Origin of the sequence: Streptomyces sp. NPDC088254 (assembly GCF_044740925.1) — a bacterium.
In the GTDB taxonomy this organism is placed as follows: domain Bacteria; phylum Actinomycetota; class Actinomycetes; order Streptomycetales; family Streptomycetaceae; genus Streptomyces.
Genome location: NZ_JBIURQ010000011.1, coordinates 282974 through 298927 on the forward strand (window position 1 = coordinate 282974; position 15954 = coordinate 298927).

Here is a 15954-nt window from a genome sequence, read left to right on the forward strand (position 1 = left end):
AACGAGCGTCCGGGAGTCTTGCCGGGGCGGTCGTGGGGCATACGGCCAGGGAACCGCTCGGGCTGAAGACGTCACCGTCTGCCCGTGGGCGATCCCGAGGGCGTGCCACCGCGCTCCGAGGGGGCCCGCCACCCACCCGGTGCCACCGCGGATCGCCACCGCGAAGAACTGAAGGGAGCCACCCATGTCGGACGACACCCAGCGCCCGGAGAACGAGACCGCGCTCGAAGAGGTGATGCGGGAGATCGAGGAGGCGGAACTGCGCTCCGACGACTCCCGCGAGGCCCGCCACCGCCATGGCGAGGCCGCGGACGCCCTCACCCCGAACGCCGACGCCCAGAACCGGTCGAAGGGCGACTGACCCGGCCGCCCGCCCACCGTGCCGCCCCGGCCGCCGTCAGTCGTGCCGCCGGGGCGGCACAGGTGGGCGGCACCTCCGGGTTGCGCGCTGGCAGACACTGGGTACCCGGCGCCCATGTCACACGTCACCGAAGGCCCCCGCCTCCCGGCCGCGAGAGGCCCCCTCTCCTCGGCCGTACGGGAGTACCTGCTGGGCACGGGCCCCCTGCCCGCCACCGAGGCCGCCCTCACCGCACCCCCCTATGGCGACGACCTCCAGCTGGCGCTCTACCTCTGCTACGAGCTGCACTACCGCGGCTTCGCCGGCGTAGGCGCCGACCGCGAATGGGACCCCGCCCTGCTGGAGCTCCGCGCCGCGCTGGAGGACCGCTTCCTCACCGCCCTCCGCGAGGACACCCCCGTGCACGACACCGTCGAGGACGCGCTCGCGGAGCTGCTGGTGGAGCCGGTCGACGGCACGGGCGTCTCCCACTTCCTCCGGGACGAGGGCGAGTTGTGGCACCTGCGGGAGTACGCGGCGCAGCGTTCGCTCTACCACCTCAAGGAGGCCGACCCGCACGCCTGGGTGCTGCCCCGCCTGTGGGGCCGGGCGAAGGCGGCGATGGCGGCGGTGGAGTTCGACGAGTACGGCGGCGGCCGCCCCGACCGCGTCCATGCGCGCCTGTTCGCGGACCTGATGACCGACCTCGGGCTGGACACCGCCTACGGCCGCTATCTGGACGCGGCCTGCGCCGAGACGCTGGCCACGGTCAACCTGATGTCCCTGCTCGGTCTGCACCGTTCCCTGCGCGGCGCGCTGGTCGGTCACTTCGCCACGGTCGAGATCACATCCTCCCCCGGCTCCCGCCGCCTCGCGGAGGCGATGCGCCGCGCGGACGCGGGTCCGGCCGCCGCGTACTTCTACGACGAGCACGTGGAGGCCGACGCCGTCCACGAGCAGGTCGTACGGCACGACGTGATCGGCGGCCTGCTGGAGGAGGAACCGCACCTGGCCCCCGACATCGCCTTCGGCATCGGCGTCACCGGCCTGCTGGAGGACCGTCTCGGCGACCGCCTGCTCGGCTGCTGGCGTGCGGGGCGCTCCTCCCTGCGCACCCCCCTCGATTCCGGTTCCGCCCCGATCCAGCCCATATTTTCCTGAGGGTGGGGGTACTTGGTGGCCGTGAATCCGCTGGTACTGCCGGGCGTGTACGCCCCTCAGGAGGACACCGACCTGCTGGCAGGCGCGCTGTCCGAAGAAACGCTGCCCCCGGCCGCGCACGTCCTGGACGTGGGTACGGGCTCCGGCGCGCTGGCCCTGGAGGCCGCGCGGCGGGGAGGCCGGGTCACCGCTGTCGACGTGTCACGGCGGGCGGTGTGCGCCGCGCGCTGGAACGCCCGGCGGGCCGGCCTGCCGCTGCGGGTACGGCGCGGGAACCTCTTCGAGCCCGTGCACGGGGAGACCTTCGACCTCATCCTGGCCAATCCGCCGTACGTCCCGGCACCGGCCGACGTCGGGCGGCCGCGCGGGTCCGCGCGGGCCTGGGACGCCGGCGGGGACGGGCGGATGGTCGTGGACCGGATCTGCCGGGAGGCGCCCGCACTGCTGCGGCCCGGCGGAGTGCTGCTCATGGTGCACTCGGCGCTCAGCGATCCCGACCTCACCCTGACGCACCTGCGTGCGACCGGGCTGAAGGCCTCCGTCACGCGCCGTCGCCGTATCCCCTTCGGCCCGGTCCTGCGCTCGCGCGCGGACTGGCTGCGGCGCCGGGGGCTGATCTCCGCCGACGAGGACGACGAGGAACTGGTGGTGGTCCGTGCCGAACTCCCCAGCTGACCGGCCCCGCCGGGTCAGCATGCAGCGCAAGGGCCCCCTGCTGGTGGAGGGCCCCGTGGAGGTGGAGCTGGAGGACGGCTCCGTCGTCGCCTCCGACCGTTTCCGGGTCGCCCTGTGCACCTGCCGCCGCAGCCGCCGCTACCCGTGGTGCGACACCAGCCACCGCGACCGGGCGTAACCGAGAGGCGCGATCGTATACGACCGGACAGCGGACGGGGCCCGTCCGGCGGATCGCGCCGGACGGGCCCCGAGGCGGGTCGAAGGACCCTGGGTGATCCCCAGGGGACGGCGGGCGGCCCCACTCCGCCCGGCCGTCCCCTGGGGGCGAGATCGCGGTGTCCCGTGTCCAGTGGCTCGCACTCCCCACGTCACGAGCCTCTCGCGGCGTCCACAGGCGCCACGCGATCCCGGTCTCAGAAGGCGAAGAGGCGGCTCCCGGAGGCGTTCTTCATGCACGCGTTCGCGAAGGTGCGCTCGTAGGAGACGCGCTTGCCCTCCCACACGCCGTCGACGGTGACGACGACGGGGTCGTACTGCCGCGTGCACATCACGTCGCTCCTGCCGCTCGCCAGCGTCTCGAAGTCACCGCCGGCGGCGCGCACTTCGGCGCAGGCCAGAGCGGGGGCCGGATGGCTTCCGGAGGAGCCGGGCGCGCAGGTCAGGGTGACGGCACGGGCCGGGCTGACGGCGGCGGCGCTCTCGCCGTGCCCGAGGGTCAGCACCAGGGCCGACGGGGCGTACAGCGAGTCCGGGGCGGCCGGGGCGGCGAGCGCGGACCCGGTGAGGGGTCCGCAGACGGCGGTGGCCGTGAGGCCGATGGTCGCTGCCCAGCGCGCGGTGTTCCGCATTGTGTGCATCCTTCCGCTCGATTCGGTGCCGGCCGGCGTCGGTGGTGCCGGACGCGGCGAGCGCGAGTCTGCCGAGAACGCAGCCGAATATCACATCGACCCCACGGGTTTCAGTAACCTTTGGTGTTCAAGCAGTGGCGTGAAGTTACAGCCTTTGACCGTTCCAGGCCCGGAAGCAAGCGCTTCGTGATCCCTCGGTCCGCCTCCGTGACCGGTTTCCATACGCTCGTTAATAGGCCGGAAACATTCCGCATCCCGCCCGACCGCGCCCTCCCGGCGGCGCCGCACCGACCCGGACGACACGGCCGGGATCCGGTGCGGCACCGCTCGTGGAGCGTCTCTCAGGCCGTGCGGTCCGACAGTTCGACCGGCTGGGCCTGGGGCGCGCCGGTGCCGGTGCCCTCCAGGGAGCCGGGGCCGGCGGTGGCGGCGTCGGTCAGCCAGCGCTGGCCCGTGGAGCGGTCGCGGACCTTGACCACGACGTCGGCGCCGGGCTCCTCGTCCGCGGAGCCGAGCGCGAGGTTGGCGTCCCAGCGGGGCAGCAGCTCGCCCTGCGCGGTCAGGTCGTAGCGCACGTCGGCGGCGCGGCTGTCGCCGGTCTCCGCGCAGGCGCCGAGGATGACCACACCGGCGTCCGCGCGCGAGTCGACGCACAGGGCGGGGTCGGCGGCGCTGCGCAGCTGCCCGTCGCCCTCGTACGACCACCGCTGCGAGGACTCGGCGCCGCAGTCGTCCAGCTCGATCGCCGCACCCGGCCGGACCTCGCCGCCCCTGACGTCCAGGCAGAGGTCGGCGGCGGCGTTGCGCAGCCGGGTCTCGCCGGACACGGTGGGCAGCCGGGCGGTGTCCGGGGCCGAGCCGTCCGGTGCGGGGGCCGTCTGGGAGCCGGCGCCCGAGGCCGTGCCGCCGGAGGTGCTGCTGGAGGCGGCGGGGTCGGCGCCTCCGTCGTCCGGCCACATCCCGGCGGCGAGCAGCGTGGTCAGCAGACCGGCGGAGGCCAGGCCGACGCCCGCGATCAGGGCCTTGGGGGACTTGGGGCCGTCGGAGCCGCGCCGGCCGGGCGTGGGTATGCGTTCCAGCAGGGCTCCGGCGCGGCCGCCCCTGCGCGCGCGCCCTTCGCCGGCCGCGCGCCGGCCGCCGCGCGGCCGCCCGCCGCGGTGGCGGGAGGAGCCCCGGAGGCGGACGCTCTGCCGGCCGGCGCGGCCGGGCCGCGAGTCGGCGTAGCGGCGGCCGCCCCAGCCGAGCACGGCCTCGGCGAGCAGCACGCCCAGGTCGCCCTCGAAGTGGCCGAGCTGCTCAGCCGCGGCGCGGCAGTAGCGGCAGGCGTCGAGGTGCTGTCGGACGTCCGGCAGGAGTTCGCCGCCCCGGCCGATGGGGACGTCGAGGAGACGGTTGTAGAAGCGGCAGTCCTTGCTGGGCGCGAGTTCCCGGTGGGCGCGGACGCAGCCCTCGCGTAGTTTGTCCCGGGCCTGTTCGTGGACGGAGGCGACGGTGTCGGTGTCCATGCCGAGCAGACCGGCGGCGACGGTGATCGGCTCGGCCTCGACCTCCATGTGCCACAGGACGCAGCGTGCGACGGGCGGCAGGTTCTGGAAGGAGTGCTCGGCGAGAACCCGGTTGTCCGGGGTCATCGACTTGGCGGTGCGCATCCCGCGTGCGCCCGCGGGCTTGCGCAGTTCGGGCAGCACCCCGGACAGCCCCTCGTCGGCGGCCCAGATCCGGATCGTGTCCCTGACGGCCACCAGCAGGCGCGGGCGCAGTCCGGTGCCGGGCTCGCCCAGCTTGAGCCGGTCGAAGACCTGGTGGAAGGCGGCCGTGGTGACCATGGACGCGGAGGAGGCCGAGGTGGCGAGGCAGATGACCGCGTACTCGTGCACCGGCTGCCAGTGCCGCGCGATGAGCAACGCGGTGGACTGGGCGACCTCGCTGTCCGTGCCGCTGCGGGTACCGGCGGCCAGGGACTCGTCCGATTCTCCGGGTCCCGCGCCGGGCGGGGGGTAAGGAGGGCGAGGAGGTTGCGGGTTGAGCACTGAGCGGCGTCCTTCGGTATGTACCTGTTCGGCACGGCGCGGAGCACGCGTTCGCCTCCGTCGGCGAACACGGGGCACTCGGCCCCCCGGCCCCCGCACGAGTGGTTCACCTTCGCACAACTGAGTCGCGCGCAACAAGCCGCCGGGGATTCCCGGCCACTGTTGAAAGGAAGTCGACAAGACGCCGGTGAATTCCTGCCCGATCGCGGGCCTCTTGTCCTGCCTCCGTGTTCTGCCTCCGCTGCGATGTCGGCCGCACCGGGGGGCACTTGGCGCCCCGTGTGAAACCCGCGCACGCGCCCGTGTGGCGCACACGTTCCCGGTGTGCGCCGTCGTGTAGTGGACTGGGGGCGCGGCCCTTCCTCGGAGGCCCCGCACGGGACGGCGGCTCTCCCGTGCGAAACGGCCGCCGGCCGTGTTCCCCCCGCCCTCGGCCGGCGGCCCGGAAGGCCTTCCGGCCGACGCTCGTGATCAATGGACCTGGGTCTGCCAGGACCTGAGCCGGTCGGCCGCGCCGTGGACGTCGGTCCTGCGGTCGATCAGGTCGCGGGCCAGGTCGACGAGGGCGCCGTGGGGCGGGTCGATGCCGACGCCGCTGACGAACATGTAGGCGACCGCCGTGGCGCAGGCGAAGCGGGCGTTGGCCGACGGCAGGGGCCGGAGCAGGGCGAGGGTGTGCAGCAGCGCGGCGGCCCGCCAGGCCGGGTCGGAGTCCACGCCGAGGCGGGGCGGGTCCACCCGGTGCCGGGCGACGGCGGCGACCAGCACGGAGAAGTCGTCGACGGCCGGGTGGTCCGGCAGAACCTCTTCATGGCGCTGGAGCAGCCAGGGCACGTCGATGTGGATGACGGGCGCCATCGCTCAGGCGACCCGCCCCGCACCGGCGGCGGGCGCCTCGTCGTCCGGGAAGGCGGCCGCGAACTCGTCGGCGTGGGAGGCGAAGAACCGCCGGAAGGCTTCCGCGCCCTCCTGGAGCGCCCGGTGCCGGGCGATGTCGGCGGCGGCCGCCTCCCGGACGAGGGCCTTCATCGACGTGCCGCGTTCCTTGGCGACCTGCCGCAGGTCGTCCAGCTCGCGATCGCTGAACTCCACATTGAGGGCTGGCATGCCCCTCACGGTACCTTTCGGGTACTCGCCCGTAAATCATCACAGGTCAGAGCAGTGAGGAATCGGTACCGCGAGGGGCTGCGCAGATCACGTCTGGTCGGCCACGAAGGACGCGATCCGGGCCAGGGCGGCGTTCCAGTTGACGGCCGTCTCGTTGGTCGACCACGACTGGATGTCGTCGATGTAGCAGAACTGCCCGACGCAGCCGGTGAGCTTGGACTGCGCGAACGGGTCCTGGATGCCCGAGTTGGGGCCGCCGGCGAGGGTGCCGGCGGGCGGGTCCGGCAGGTTCGGGTCGAGCTGGCGGGCGTACCAGCGGCTGTGCTGCCGGTGCGCGTTGACCTCGCCGTAGCCGGTGACGTAGGAGATGTTCAGGGCGTTGCGGCCGAGCACGAAGTCCATGCTCTGGACGGCTCCGTCGCGGTACTTCGAGGCGCCCGTGATGTCGTACGCGGTGGCCATGACCACGGCGTTGTTCAGGACCTGGTGGGCGGAGCCCCAGTCGTAGAGGTTGCCGTCGGGGGCGTAGGGCATGCCGTACGGGTGGGCGCGCAGGGTGGCGAGGTAGCGGTCGGCGCCGGCGGTCACGGAGCGGCGGACCTTGTCGCGGCCGGGGAGCTTGCTGGGGACGGTCGCGAGGTCGAGGCGGGCCGCGGCGGCGGTGCTGCCCCAGCTGAGACTGACGGCCTGGAAGACGTCGGCGGTGTGCTGCGGGGAGTTGAGCACGTGGTCGGCGAACCGGCGTTCACCGGTGGTGAGGTAGAGCTCGGCCGCGGCCCAGTAGAACTCGTCGCTCACGTCGTCGTCGCCGTAGGCGCCGCCGCCGGTGCCGTCGTCGGGATCGGCCAGGACGGCGGGGTGGGCGAGGGCTGCGGTCCAGGCCTTGCGGGCGGCGGTGAGGGCGCGGGCGGCGAAGGCCTTGTCGTAGGGCTTGTACAGGCGGGCGGCCTGGGCGGCCGCGGCGGCCAGGTTGAGGGTGGCGGCGGTGGTCGGCGGGTGCAGTTCGCGCTTCTGCGGGTCGTCGGCGGGCAGCAGCGGCAGTCCGGTCCACTGCTGGTCGTGGATCTTGTGGTGGGCCATGCCGGCCAGCGGCTGCCCGTCGGGGACCTGCATCCGCAGCAGGAAGTCCAGCTCCCAGCGGGCCTCGTCGAGGACGTCGGGGACCCTGTTGCCGCTCTCTGGCAGGGCGAGCGTGCCGTCACCGAGTTTCGCCGGGCGGCCGGTGCGGGCGTGCAGGGAACGCTCGTAGGTGCTCAGCAGTTCCCAAGTGCTGATGCCGCCGTTGACGACGTACTTGCCGTGGTCTCCGGCGTCGTACCAGCCGCCGCTGACGTCCAGCGTGTAGTCGCAGACGCCGGGTTGGCACGGTACGGCCCTGTCGCCCTGGTTGGGGGCGACGCCGACGTGGCCGGCGGCGCGGCCGTAGCCGGGGCGCAGGTCGTCGCGGATCGGGGTGCCGCTGCGCTGGGTGTAGTAGTACTTGATCGCGTCCAGGCGAAGCCGTTCGTAGGCGGCGGTGTCGGTGTCGAACGGGCGGCTGGTCTCGCCGTCGGCGACCAGGGTGAAGCCCGCGCCGCGCTTGCGGTAGGCGCCGAAGTCGACGGAGTGGACGTTCTGCCCGGAGGAGGCGTCGACCCCGCGCGGCACGGTCCAGCCGTGGGCGACGGTCGCCCCGGCGGCGTTCTTGAGCGCCCAGGGCAGCTTCGTGGTCGCGTCGGTGACGAGGGTGGCGTTCTTCGGCCCGGCGGGCAGGTAGGCGACCTGGTTGACGCGGACCCGGGGCCCGGTGTCGGGTTCGTACACCTCCGGCGGCGCCCCGCCCAGCAGGGACACGTCGTCCACGCAGAACCGCCAGGGGGTGACGCTGCCGCCGACCTGGAAGGCGACCTGGGCCCGGGCGGAGTCGACGGGCGCGGTGAAGGTGTAGGAGTACGAGCCGGCCGCGGCGTCGAGGACCGGGCTCGCCTCCTGCCAGGTGTCGTACGGCTCCACCGACAGGCCGACGATCGCGCGCACGACGTGACCCTCGGGCACGCCGGAGGCCTTGAAGGAGAACCGGTAGGTCTCCCCCTTCACGAGGGTGATGTCGCTCTGGCCGACGGCGGAGTCCCAGCGGTTGACGGTGCCGCCCGGCACGTCGGCGCACAGCCGGCCCTCGGTGGGCGCGGCGGTGACGTTGCTGGTCCACCACCCGTCGGCGGTGCTGTCGAAGGTGCCGTTCCTGACCTGCTCGACCTCCTCGGCCCCGGCCTGCGGTACGGGCAGCGCGGTGAGCGCCGCGCCCAGCAGGGCCGCCAGGGGCAGCAGGGTGGTTCTGCGTCGTTTCACGTCCGGATCTCCTGGGCTCCTCGGGGGAGCGCGTCCTCCGCAAGGATGGGAGCGCTCCCAACGACGGTCGCAGGACATGTTTGTTGGAGTCATGACACCCCGTCAACGGTCCGGACGGGACGTGTTGCGCGGGCCCGCCGCCCCGTCCTCACTCGCGGGGGCCTACGCCTCCAGCTTGCTGATGCGCACGGCTCCTCGGGCCTCGCCGGGGTGAGCGCTGGTCAGGGTGAGCCGCAGCCGGGAACCGGTCACCGCGCCGAAGGTGATCACGGTGGGCTCGTCGGAGACCTGGGCCCAGTGGACGGCCGCGCCGGACACCGGCCGGTACCGGCGACCGTCCCAGACCTCGACGCCGATCGCGGCGGGCAGGCTGTGCGCGGGCCCGACGGTGAACGACGCCTCCACCCGGTCGAAGGTCCGCGTCCGCCCCCAGTCCACCGACACCCAGTCCCGCACCCGGGCCTGGCCGAAGGCCGGCAGCAGTGCGGTGGCCGCCTTGAAGAACGCGTTGGACCAGCCGGTGGCCGGGTCTCCGTCCAGCATGGCGGCGGGCAAGGTGTCCGGCCGGCCGGAGTAACTGGCGTCTGCATGGGGGTAGTTCGGCGGCGTCGGGTGGTCGGGGGCGAAGACGGCGGCGGGGGTGGTCGCGGCCGGACCGGCATGCGTGGTGCGGACGGTGGCCGTGCCCCGGCGCAGACCGTCCACGCGCGCGGTCACCTTCAGCGTGCCCGGCTTCGCACCCGACCGGAGGATGGCGAGCGCCTTGCCGCAGAAGGCGGTCCGGGTGCAGGCCTGGTAGCGCTCGGCGCTCTCCTCGCGCCCGTTGTCCACGCCGGCGACGGAGCCCCCGCTCACCTCGAAGGAGATCAGGTGCTCGGCGTCGGGCACGACCACCCCGCGCGCGTCGACGATCTCTGCGGTGACGAAGACCAGCGAACGGCCGTCGGCGGGCAGGGACTCGCGGTCGGGGGTGAGCCGGACGGCGTGCGGGACCCCGGCCGTGCGCAGCACGTCGGTGGCGACGGTCCTGCCGTCCCGGCGGGCCACCGCCTTGAGCTCGCCCGGTTCGTAGGGGACCTTCCAGGTCAGGTGCAGCTTGCCCGCGCTGCCGTCGGGGCTCGTGTAACTCCCGGGCCACGGGCCGTCGGTGAAGGTCTTGTCGTCGCCGACGGCCTCGGTGGTCTCCAGGTACTCCCGCCCGTCGACGGTCCTCTTCGTGTCGAACTCCCTGACGCCCAGCGACCGTCCGTTGAGGAACAGCTCCACGCTCGGGACGTTGGCGTACGCCCACACCTCGACGGTGTCGCCCTCCTGGTGGTTCCAGGTCATGGGCAGCAGGTGGACCATCGGCTCCTTCGTCCACTGGCTGCGGAAGAGGTGATACATGTCCTTCGGGAAGCCCGCGGTGTCGACCGCGCCGAAGAACGACGCCTTGACGGGGAACACGTCGTACGGAGTGGGCTCGCCGATGTAGTCGATGCCGGACCACAGGAACTGCCCGGCGAACCACTTCCGGTCCCGGTCCTTCTTGTGACCGTACTCGCCGCTCATCGTCCAGGGAGCGAGGTTGTTGTCGTAGGAGGAGACGGCCCGCCGGCCCGGGGTGTGGTTCTCCCCGGTGTTGAGGCGCTCGGGCTCCTGGTACACCCCGCGCGTCGAGGTCTCCGAGGAGGACTCCGACTCGAAGAGGAACAGGCGCGGATAGCGGGCGTGCAGGGCGTCCACCGACTTGGCGGTGTTGTAGTTGAGGCCGAGTCCGTCGAGCTTGGAGAGGATCAGGTCGGCGGGCGAACCGGGGGCGGGCACGCTGCGGTGCCGGTGGGAACCGATGACGACCGGGCGGGTGTCGTCGTACGTCTTGACGGCGGCGATGAGCCGGTCGGCGATGGGCAGGCCGGCGGCGGAGGTGAACTCGGAGATCTCGTTGCCGATCGACCACATGACGACGGCGGGCGAGTTGCGGGCGGCCAGCACCATCTCGGCGACGTCGCGCTCGGCCCACTCGTCGAAGAACCGGCCGTAGTCGTAGCGGGTCTTGGGGGCCTTCCAGCAGTCGAAGGCCTCCACCAGCATCACGATGCCGAGTTCCTCGCAGATCCCGATCATCTCCGGGGAGGGCGGGTTGTGGGAGGTGCGGAAGGCGTTGACGCCCATCGACTTCATGATCGTCATCTGCCGGCGGATCGCGTCGGCGCTGACGGCGGCGCCGAGCGCGCCGAGGTCGTGGTGGAGGTCGACGCCCCTGAGCTTGGTGTGGACGCCGTTGAGGTGGAAGCCCTCGTCCGGGTCGAGGCGGCAGGTGCGGATGCCGAAGAGGGTGCGGTAGGCGTCGGCGCGCCGGCCGCCGACACGCAGCTCGGTCTCCAGGGTGTAGCGGTGGGGAGCGGTGAAGTCCCACAACATCGGTTCTGGGACGACGAGTTCGTGATCCTCGCCGGCCTTGTCCACGACGGCGACGGTGGAGGACGCGCGCGCCACCGTGCGGCCGTTCGGGGCGAGGACCCGGGAGATCACCTCCACGTCCGCGCGCGCCCCGGAGGCGTTGACGACGTCGGTCCGCACCCGGACCAGGGCCCGTTCCGCGGAGACCTCGGGAGTGGTGACGCGGGTGCCCCAGCGGGCCACGTGGACCGGTTCGGTGACGATCAGGCGGGCCTCGCGGTAGATGCCGCTGCCGGAGTACCAGCGGCTGCTGGGCAGCTGGTTGCGCACCTCGACCGCGAGCACGTTCTCGGTGACGCCGTCGGTGTGCGCGAGGTCGGTGAGGTCGAACGCGAAGCCGGTGTAGCCGTAGGGGTGACGGCCGAGCTCCGTGCCGTTGACGTGGACGCGGGAGTCCATGTAGACGCCGTCGAACTCGACGGAGATCCGCTTGCCCGCGCAGGCCGGCGGCAGGGTGAAGGCGATCCGGTACCAGCCGAGGCCGCCGGGGAAGAACCCGGTCCCGCTGGTCGTGCCGTGCTCGGTCGTGGGGGTCTGTTCGATGCTCCAGTCGTGCGGGACGGCCACCCGCCGCCAGCCGGAGTCGTCGTGGTCCGGGTCGGCGGCGTCGGCGTACTCCCCGGTCGGGTCGGTGACGCCGCCCGGGTTCACCAGGGCGAACCGCCAGCCGTCGCGCAGCGGGACGATGCGGCGCCCCGGCTGGTCCGCGTCGCCGGTGGCGGCTCTGGCGGCATGGCAGGCGGAGGTGGCGAGGACCGCGCCGGCGACGGGCGCCACCGTGGAGGCGAACAGAACCGATCTTCGGGTGACCGTCATGGCGACTGTTCTCCCTCATCAGGAACCAGAAGTACGCACAAATGATCGTCAGCAAACAGAATCTGATGTCTTTCGGCACCCGTCCGTCAAGAGCGCCGCTCGGGCCGTCCGTCCGCCGGCCCTCACACGCCGGTCGTTCGGCGGGATCGGCCCTCGACCACTCCCGCCTGGAGCGGACGGGCTCCCCCGCCCTGCCCGTGACACAAGCACTAAGGTGGAACCGAAGTGGCGCGCCTGTTCACCGTGAGTGTCCGCGATGGAGTGGAGACGATGAGCCCGGACTACGCGTTCGACGATGCCTCGGCGGCGCGGGCGGTCATCCACGAGGACGGAACGCTCACGGACTGGAACGAGGGGGCGCGTCTGCTGCTCGGCTACGAGCGCTCCGAGGTGGTAGGCCGCCCTGCCGCCGCCCTGCTGGCCGTCGATCCGGACGACGGAGAGGCGCCGGCCGGCGACGACCCGGCGGACCATGCAGGCGCGGCGCGCGAGGGAGACGATCCGGCCGACGGCGGTGGTCCTGCGGGCAGTGGCCCTCCGGCCGGCCAAGGCGAGTCCCCCCGGCCCCCCGGGCCCGGTGAGGACCGCTGGAGCGGCACCCTCGCGCTGCGCCACCGCGACGGCGGCATCGTGTCCGTCTGGGTCCTCGCCCACCGCGGACGGCGCACGGACGACGCCCCGGCCACCTGGCTCGCCGTGACCCCGCTCGCCGGCGGCTTCCCCGCACCGGAGGACGACGACCTGCTGCAGTCCGCCCTCGCCCAGTCCCCGTGCGCCACGATGGTCTTCGACGAACGGCTGCGGCTGCGCGGCATCAACGACGCCATGTCCGGCCTGGTCGACCTGCCCTCCGCCCGCATCCGGGGCCTGCGCGCCCCCGACATCACCGACCGCCCGGAGAGCGCGGAGATGGAGAACCGGATGCGTCTCGCCCTCACCTCCGGCGAGCTCCAGGAGATGCAGTCCTTCATGAAGGCCACCGGCGAGGACCGTGCGCACGCCTGGCTGGCCAGGATCGCACCGCTCACCGACGCCTCGGGGCGCACGTGCGGGGTGTGCGTCACCGTGCACGACTTCACCGGCCACTTCCTCGCCCGCGAGCGGCTCCAGCTGGTCAACGAGGCGAGCGTGCGCATCGGCAGCACCCTCGACGTCACCCGCACGGCACAGGAGCTGGCCGAGGTGTGCGTGCCGACGCTGGCCGACTTCGTCAGCGTCGACCTGCTCGATCCGCAGGAGCACGGCGGGGAGGCCGTCGGCCCGCTGTCCGCGCCCGTCCATCTGCGGCGGGCCGCCCACCACTCGGTCAACCCGGGCGCCCCGGAGGCCGTGGTCGCGCCGGGCGACGTGGACGTCTACCCGGAGACCTCCCCTCAGGCCGCCTCCCTGCTCGCGGGCCGCGCCGTCGTGGCCGGCCGCCCCTCCGGCGACCTCGCCGCGTGGCTGTCCTGGGACGACAGGCGCTCCAGCCGCATCGCCGAGTACGGCATCCACGCGACGATGTCGGTGCCGCTCCAGGCCCGGGGCACCACCCTCGGCGTCGCCGTCTTCACCCGCTTCCGGCGCCCCGACCCGTTCTCCCCCGACGACGTGCTGCTGGCCGAGGAGGTCACCGCCCGGGCCGCCGTCTGCATCGACAACGCCCGCCGCTACTCACGCGAGCGCGAGACCGCCCTGGCCCTGCAGCGCAGTCTGCTGCCCCGCACACTGCCCCGGACCGCCGCCGTCGACGCCGCCTCCCGCTATCTGCCCGCCGCCCGCGCCGAGGTCGGGGTCGGCGGCGACTGGTTCGACGTGATCCCGCTGTCCGGGATGCGGGTCGCCCTGGTCGTCGGCGACGTGGTCGGACACGGCATCCAGGCCTCCGCCACCATGGGCCGGCTGCGCACCGCCGTGCGCACCCTCGCCGACATCGACCTCGCGCCCGACGAGCTGCTCACCCACCTCGACGACCTGGTCCTGCGGCTCTCCGAGGAGGCCGGCGGCGAGGGCGGCGGCCCCGGCGAACTGGGGGCGACCTGCCTCTACGCGGTGTACGACCCGGTGTCCCGGCGCTGCACCCTGGCCCGGGCCGGGCATCCCCCGCCGGTGCTGCTGCCGCCCAAGGGCACGCCGCGCCGCGTCGACCTGCCCGCCGGGCCCCCGCTGGGCCTGGGCGGGCTGCCCTTCGAGTCCACCGAGCTGTCGCTGCACGAGGGCTCGGTGCTCGCGTTCTACACCGACGGCCTGATCGGGCTCCGCACCGACGGACCGGACACCGGTCACGAAGCCCTCGGCGACGCTCTCGCCGGGCACACCGACTCCCTCGACGAGACCTGCGACCGCGTCCTTCACGCCCTGCTGCCGGGCGGCGGCGCCGCCGACGACGTGGCCCTGCTGCTCGCCCGCACCCGAGGGCTGCCCGCGTCGCAGGTCGCCACCTGGGACATTCCCGCCGACCCGGCGCTCGTCGCACCGATCCGCAAGCAGGTCGTGGAACAGCTGGACCGCTGGCGGCTGAGCGAGGCGACGTTCACGGCGGAGCTGGTGGTGAGCGAGCTGGTCACCAACGCCATCCGGTACGGGGCCCGTCCCATCCGGCTGCGGCTGATCCACGACGCGGCCACGCTGATCTGCGAGGTGTCCGACAACAGCCACACCGCACCGCACCTGCGCCGGGCGAAGACCTGGGACGAGGGCGGCCGGGGGCTGCTGCTGGTCGCGCAGCTCACCCAACGCTGGGGCAGCCGGCACACGGCCGAGGGAAAGACGATCTGGGCGGAGCTGAGCCTGTTCGACGAGGAGTGAGACACGACCGCGCCGGGTGAACCGGGGGGCCCGGTCCACCCCCGGTCTCGAAGTCCGGGCGTTTGGCATGTCCTTTACCCGGACCTGTTTGTATGACAGGGCACCCTCTCGACCACGCCCCGGAGAACCGCCCTGAACGCCCCGCTCGCCGTCGTCCTGTCCGTCACCCTGCTCGTCGCCTCGCTCACCTGGGCCGTGCTGCGCCCCGCCGGCCGCTCGGAGGCCCTGGTCGCGGTCCCGGCCGCGGCGCTCGCGGTGGTGGCCGGGGTGATCTCCCCGCAGCACGCGCTGGCGGAGGCGGAGCGGCTCGGGCCGGTGGTCGGGTTCCTGGCGGCGGTACTGGTGCTGGCGCACCTGTGTGACGTCGAGGGTCTCTTCACCGCGTGCGGGGCGTGGATGGCCCGCCGGGCGGCCGGCCGCCCCCGGCGGCTGCTGACGGCCGTGTTCGTGCTGGCCTCGGTCGTCACCGCGGTGCTCAGTCTGGACGCCACGGTGGTGCTGCTCACGCCTGTGGTGTTCGCCACCGCCGCCCGGATGGGGGTGCGCTCCCGGCCGCACGTCCACGCCTGCGCCCATCTGTCGAACACGGCCTCGCTGCTGCTGCCTGTGTCCAACCTGACGAACCTGCTGGCGTTCACGGCGAGCGGGCTGAGCTTCACACGGTTCGCCGCGTTGATGACGCTGCCCTGGCTGGTGGCGGTGGCGGCGGAGTACGCGGTGTTCCGGCGCTTCTTCGCCGCCGACCTGCCGGCGGCCGAGCCCGCCCCCGACGACGGCCCGGCGCCCGAGGTGCCGCTGTTCGCGCTGATCACCGTCGGCTGCACCCTGGCGGGCTTCGTGGTGGCGTCCGCCGTCGGCCTCGAACCGGTGTGGGCGGCCCTCGCGGGCGCGCTGGTCATGGCCGGGCGGGCGCTGGCGCGGCGGCGCGTGACGCCGGCGGCGGTGGTGCGGTCCGCCGCCCCGGGGTTCCTGGCGTTCGTGCTGGCGCTCGGGGTCGTGGTCCGGGCGGTCGTCGACCATGGGCTCGCCGACGCCCTGCGGCGCGTCCTGCCCGACGGTTCGGGTCTCCTCGCCCTGCTGGGCCTGGCCGCGGTGGCCGCGGTCCTGGCGAACCTGATCAACAATCTGCCCGCGGTGCTGGTCCTGGCGCCGCTGGCCGCCCCGGCCGGGGCGGGGGCGGTGCTCGCGGTGCTGCTCGGGGTGAACATCGGCCCGAACCTGACGTACGCCGGGTCGCTGGCGACGCTGCTGTGGCGGCGCGTGGTGCACGGTCACGAGGAGCGGGTCGCCGTGGGGGAGTTCACCCGGCTGGGACTGCTCACGGTGCCGGCCGCGCTGGTCCCGGCGGTGGTGGCGCTGTGGGCGTCGGTGCGGGTGCTCGGCGTCTGAGGCCCCTTGGCGGGCGCGCGCCCGGCGCGGA

12 protein-coding genes are annotated in these 15954 nt (G+C 73.6%); 6 read left to right on the plus strand and 6 right to left on the minus strand.

Going from position 1 to position 15954, the window contains the following annotated elements; translation table 11 throughout:
- Window positions 1–184 precede the first annotated feature (184 nt).
- The 4 genes from ACIOC0_RS30390 (at window position 185) to ACIOC0_RS30405 (ending at window position 2354) form a co-directional block, all read left to right on the plus strand.
- Window positions 185–361 (plus strand): hypothetical protein, encoded by a 177-nt coding sequence (locus tag ACIOC0_RS30390; protein ID WP_402158939.1) that lies wholly within the window; start codon window positions 185–187, stop codon window positions 359–361.
- Between the two features lie 114 nt (window positions 362–475).
- On the plus strand, window positions 476–1501 hold the full coding sequence (locus ACIOC0_RS30395; RefSeq protein WP_402158940.1) for an iron-containing redox enzyme family protein: 1026 nt from the start codon (window positions 476–478) through the stop codon (window positions 1499–1501).
- A 12-nt stretch (window positions 1502–1513) separates the two neighbouring features.
- A complete protein-coding gene (locus ACIOC0_RS30400; protein WP_402158941.1) occupies window positions 1514–2176 on the plus strand; it encodes a HemK2/MTQ2 family protein methyltransferase in 663 nt (220 codons plus the stop codon).
- A complete protein-coding gene (locus ACIOC0_RS30405) occupies window positions 2157–2354 on the plus strand; it encodes a CDGSH iron-sulfur domain-containing protein (protein WP_402158942.1) in 198 nt (65 codons plus the stop codon). The genes ACIOC0_RS30400 and ACIOC0_RS30405 overlap by 20 nt, the downstream gene beginning before the upstream one ends.
- Before the next feature lie 235 nt (window positions 2355–2589).
- Here ACIOC0_RS30405 and ACIOC0_RS30410 read toward each other — a convergent pair whose 3' ends face one another.
- The 6 genes from ACIOC0_RS30410 to ACIOC0_RS30435 all read right to left on the minus strand — a co-directional run bounded on the left by ACIOC0_RS30410 (window position 2590) and on the right by ACIOC0_RS30435 (window position 11747).
- Complete coding sequence (locus ACIOC0_RS30410; protein ID WP_402158943.1) at window positions 2590–3024, minus strand: protease inhibitor; 435 nt, start codon at window positions 3022–3024, stop codon at window positions 2590–2592.
- 341 nt (window positions 3025–3365) lie between these two features.
- Entirely contained in the window at window positions 3366–5054 is a 1689-nt protein-coding gene (locus ACIOC0_RS30415) for an RICIN domain-containing protein (protein ID WP_402158944.1), read from the minus strand.
- 471 nt (window positions 5055–5525) lie between these two features.
- The gene (locus ACIOC0_RS30420; RefSeq protein WP_402158945.1) at window positions 5526–5912 is read right to left on the minus strand and encodes a toxin Doc; all 387 of its coding nucleotides are present in this window, start codon (window positions 5910–5912) and stop codon (window positions 5526–5528) included.
- 3 nt (window positions 5913–5915) lie between these two features.
- A complete protein-coding gene (locus ACIOC0_RS30425) occupies window positions 5916–6161 on the minus strand; it encodes a hypothetical protein (RefSeq protein ID WP_402158946.1) in 246 nt (81 codons plus the stop codon).
- A gap of 87 nt (window positions 6162–6248) precedes the next feature.
- Complete coding sequence (locus tag ACIOC0_RS30430) at window positions 6249–8489, minus strand: glycoside hydrolase family 9 protein (protein WP_402158947.1); 2241 nt, start codon at window positions 8487–8489, stop codon at window positions 6249–6251.
- A 162-nt stretch (window positions 8490–8651) separates the two neighbouring features.
- Window positions 8652–11747, minus strand: coding sequence for a glycoside hydrolase family 2 TIM barrel-domain containing protein (locus tag ACIOC0_RS30435; protein WP_402158948.1), 3096 nt, complete (start codon window positions 11745–11747; stop codon window positions 8652–8654).
- 270 nt (window positions 11748–12017) lie between these two features.
- Between ACIOC0_RS30435 and ACIOC0_RS30440 the strand changes: the two genes are divergently transcribed.
- Together ACIOC0_RS30440 and ACIOC0_RS30445 are read left to right on the plus strand one after the other, a co-directional pair.
- Window positions 12018–14534: a SpoIIE family protein phosphatase gene (locus ACIOC0_RS30440; RefSeq protein WP_402158949.1), complete on the plus strand. Its 2517-nt coding sequence runs from the start codon at window positions 12018–12020 to the stop codon at window positions 14532–14534.
- A gap of 132 nt (window positions 14535–14666) precedes the next feature.
- Window positions 14667–15923 carry an SLC13 family permease gene (locus ACIOC0_RS30445; RefSeq protein WP_402159074.1) on the plus strand — a complete coding sequence of 419 codons (1257 nt, stop codon included), beginning with the start codon at window positions 14667–14669 and terminating at the stop codon, window positions 15921–15923.
- Window positions 15924–15954 lie beyond the last annotated feature (31 nt).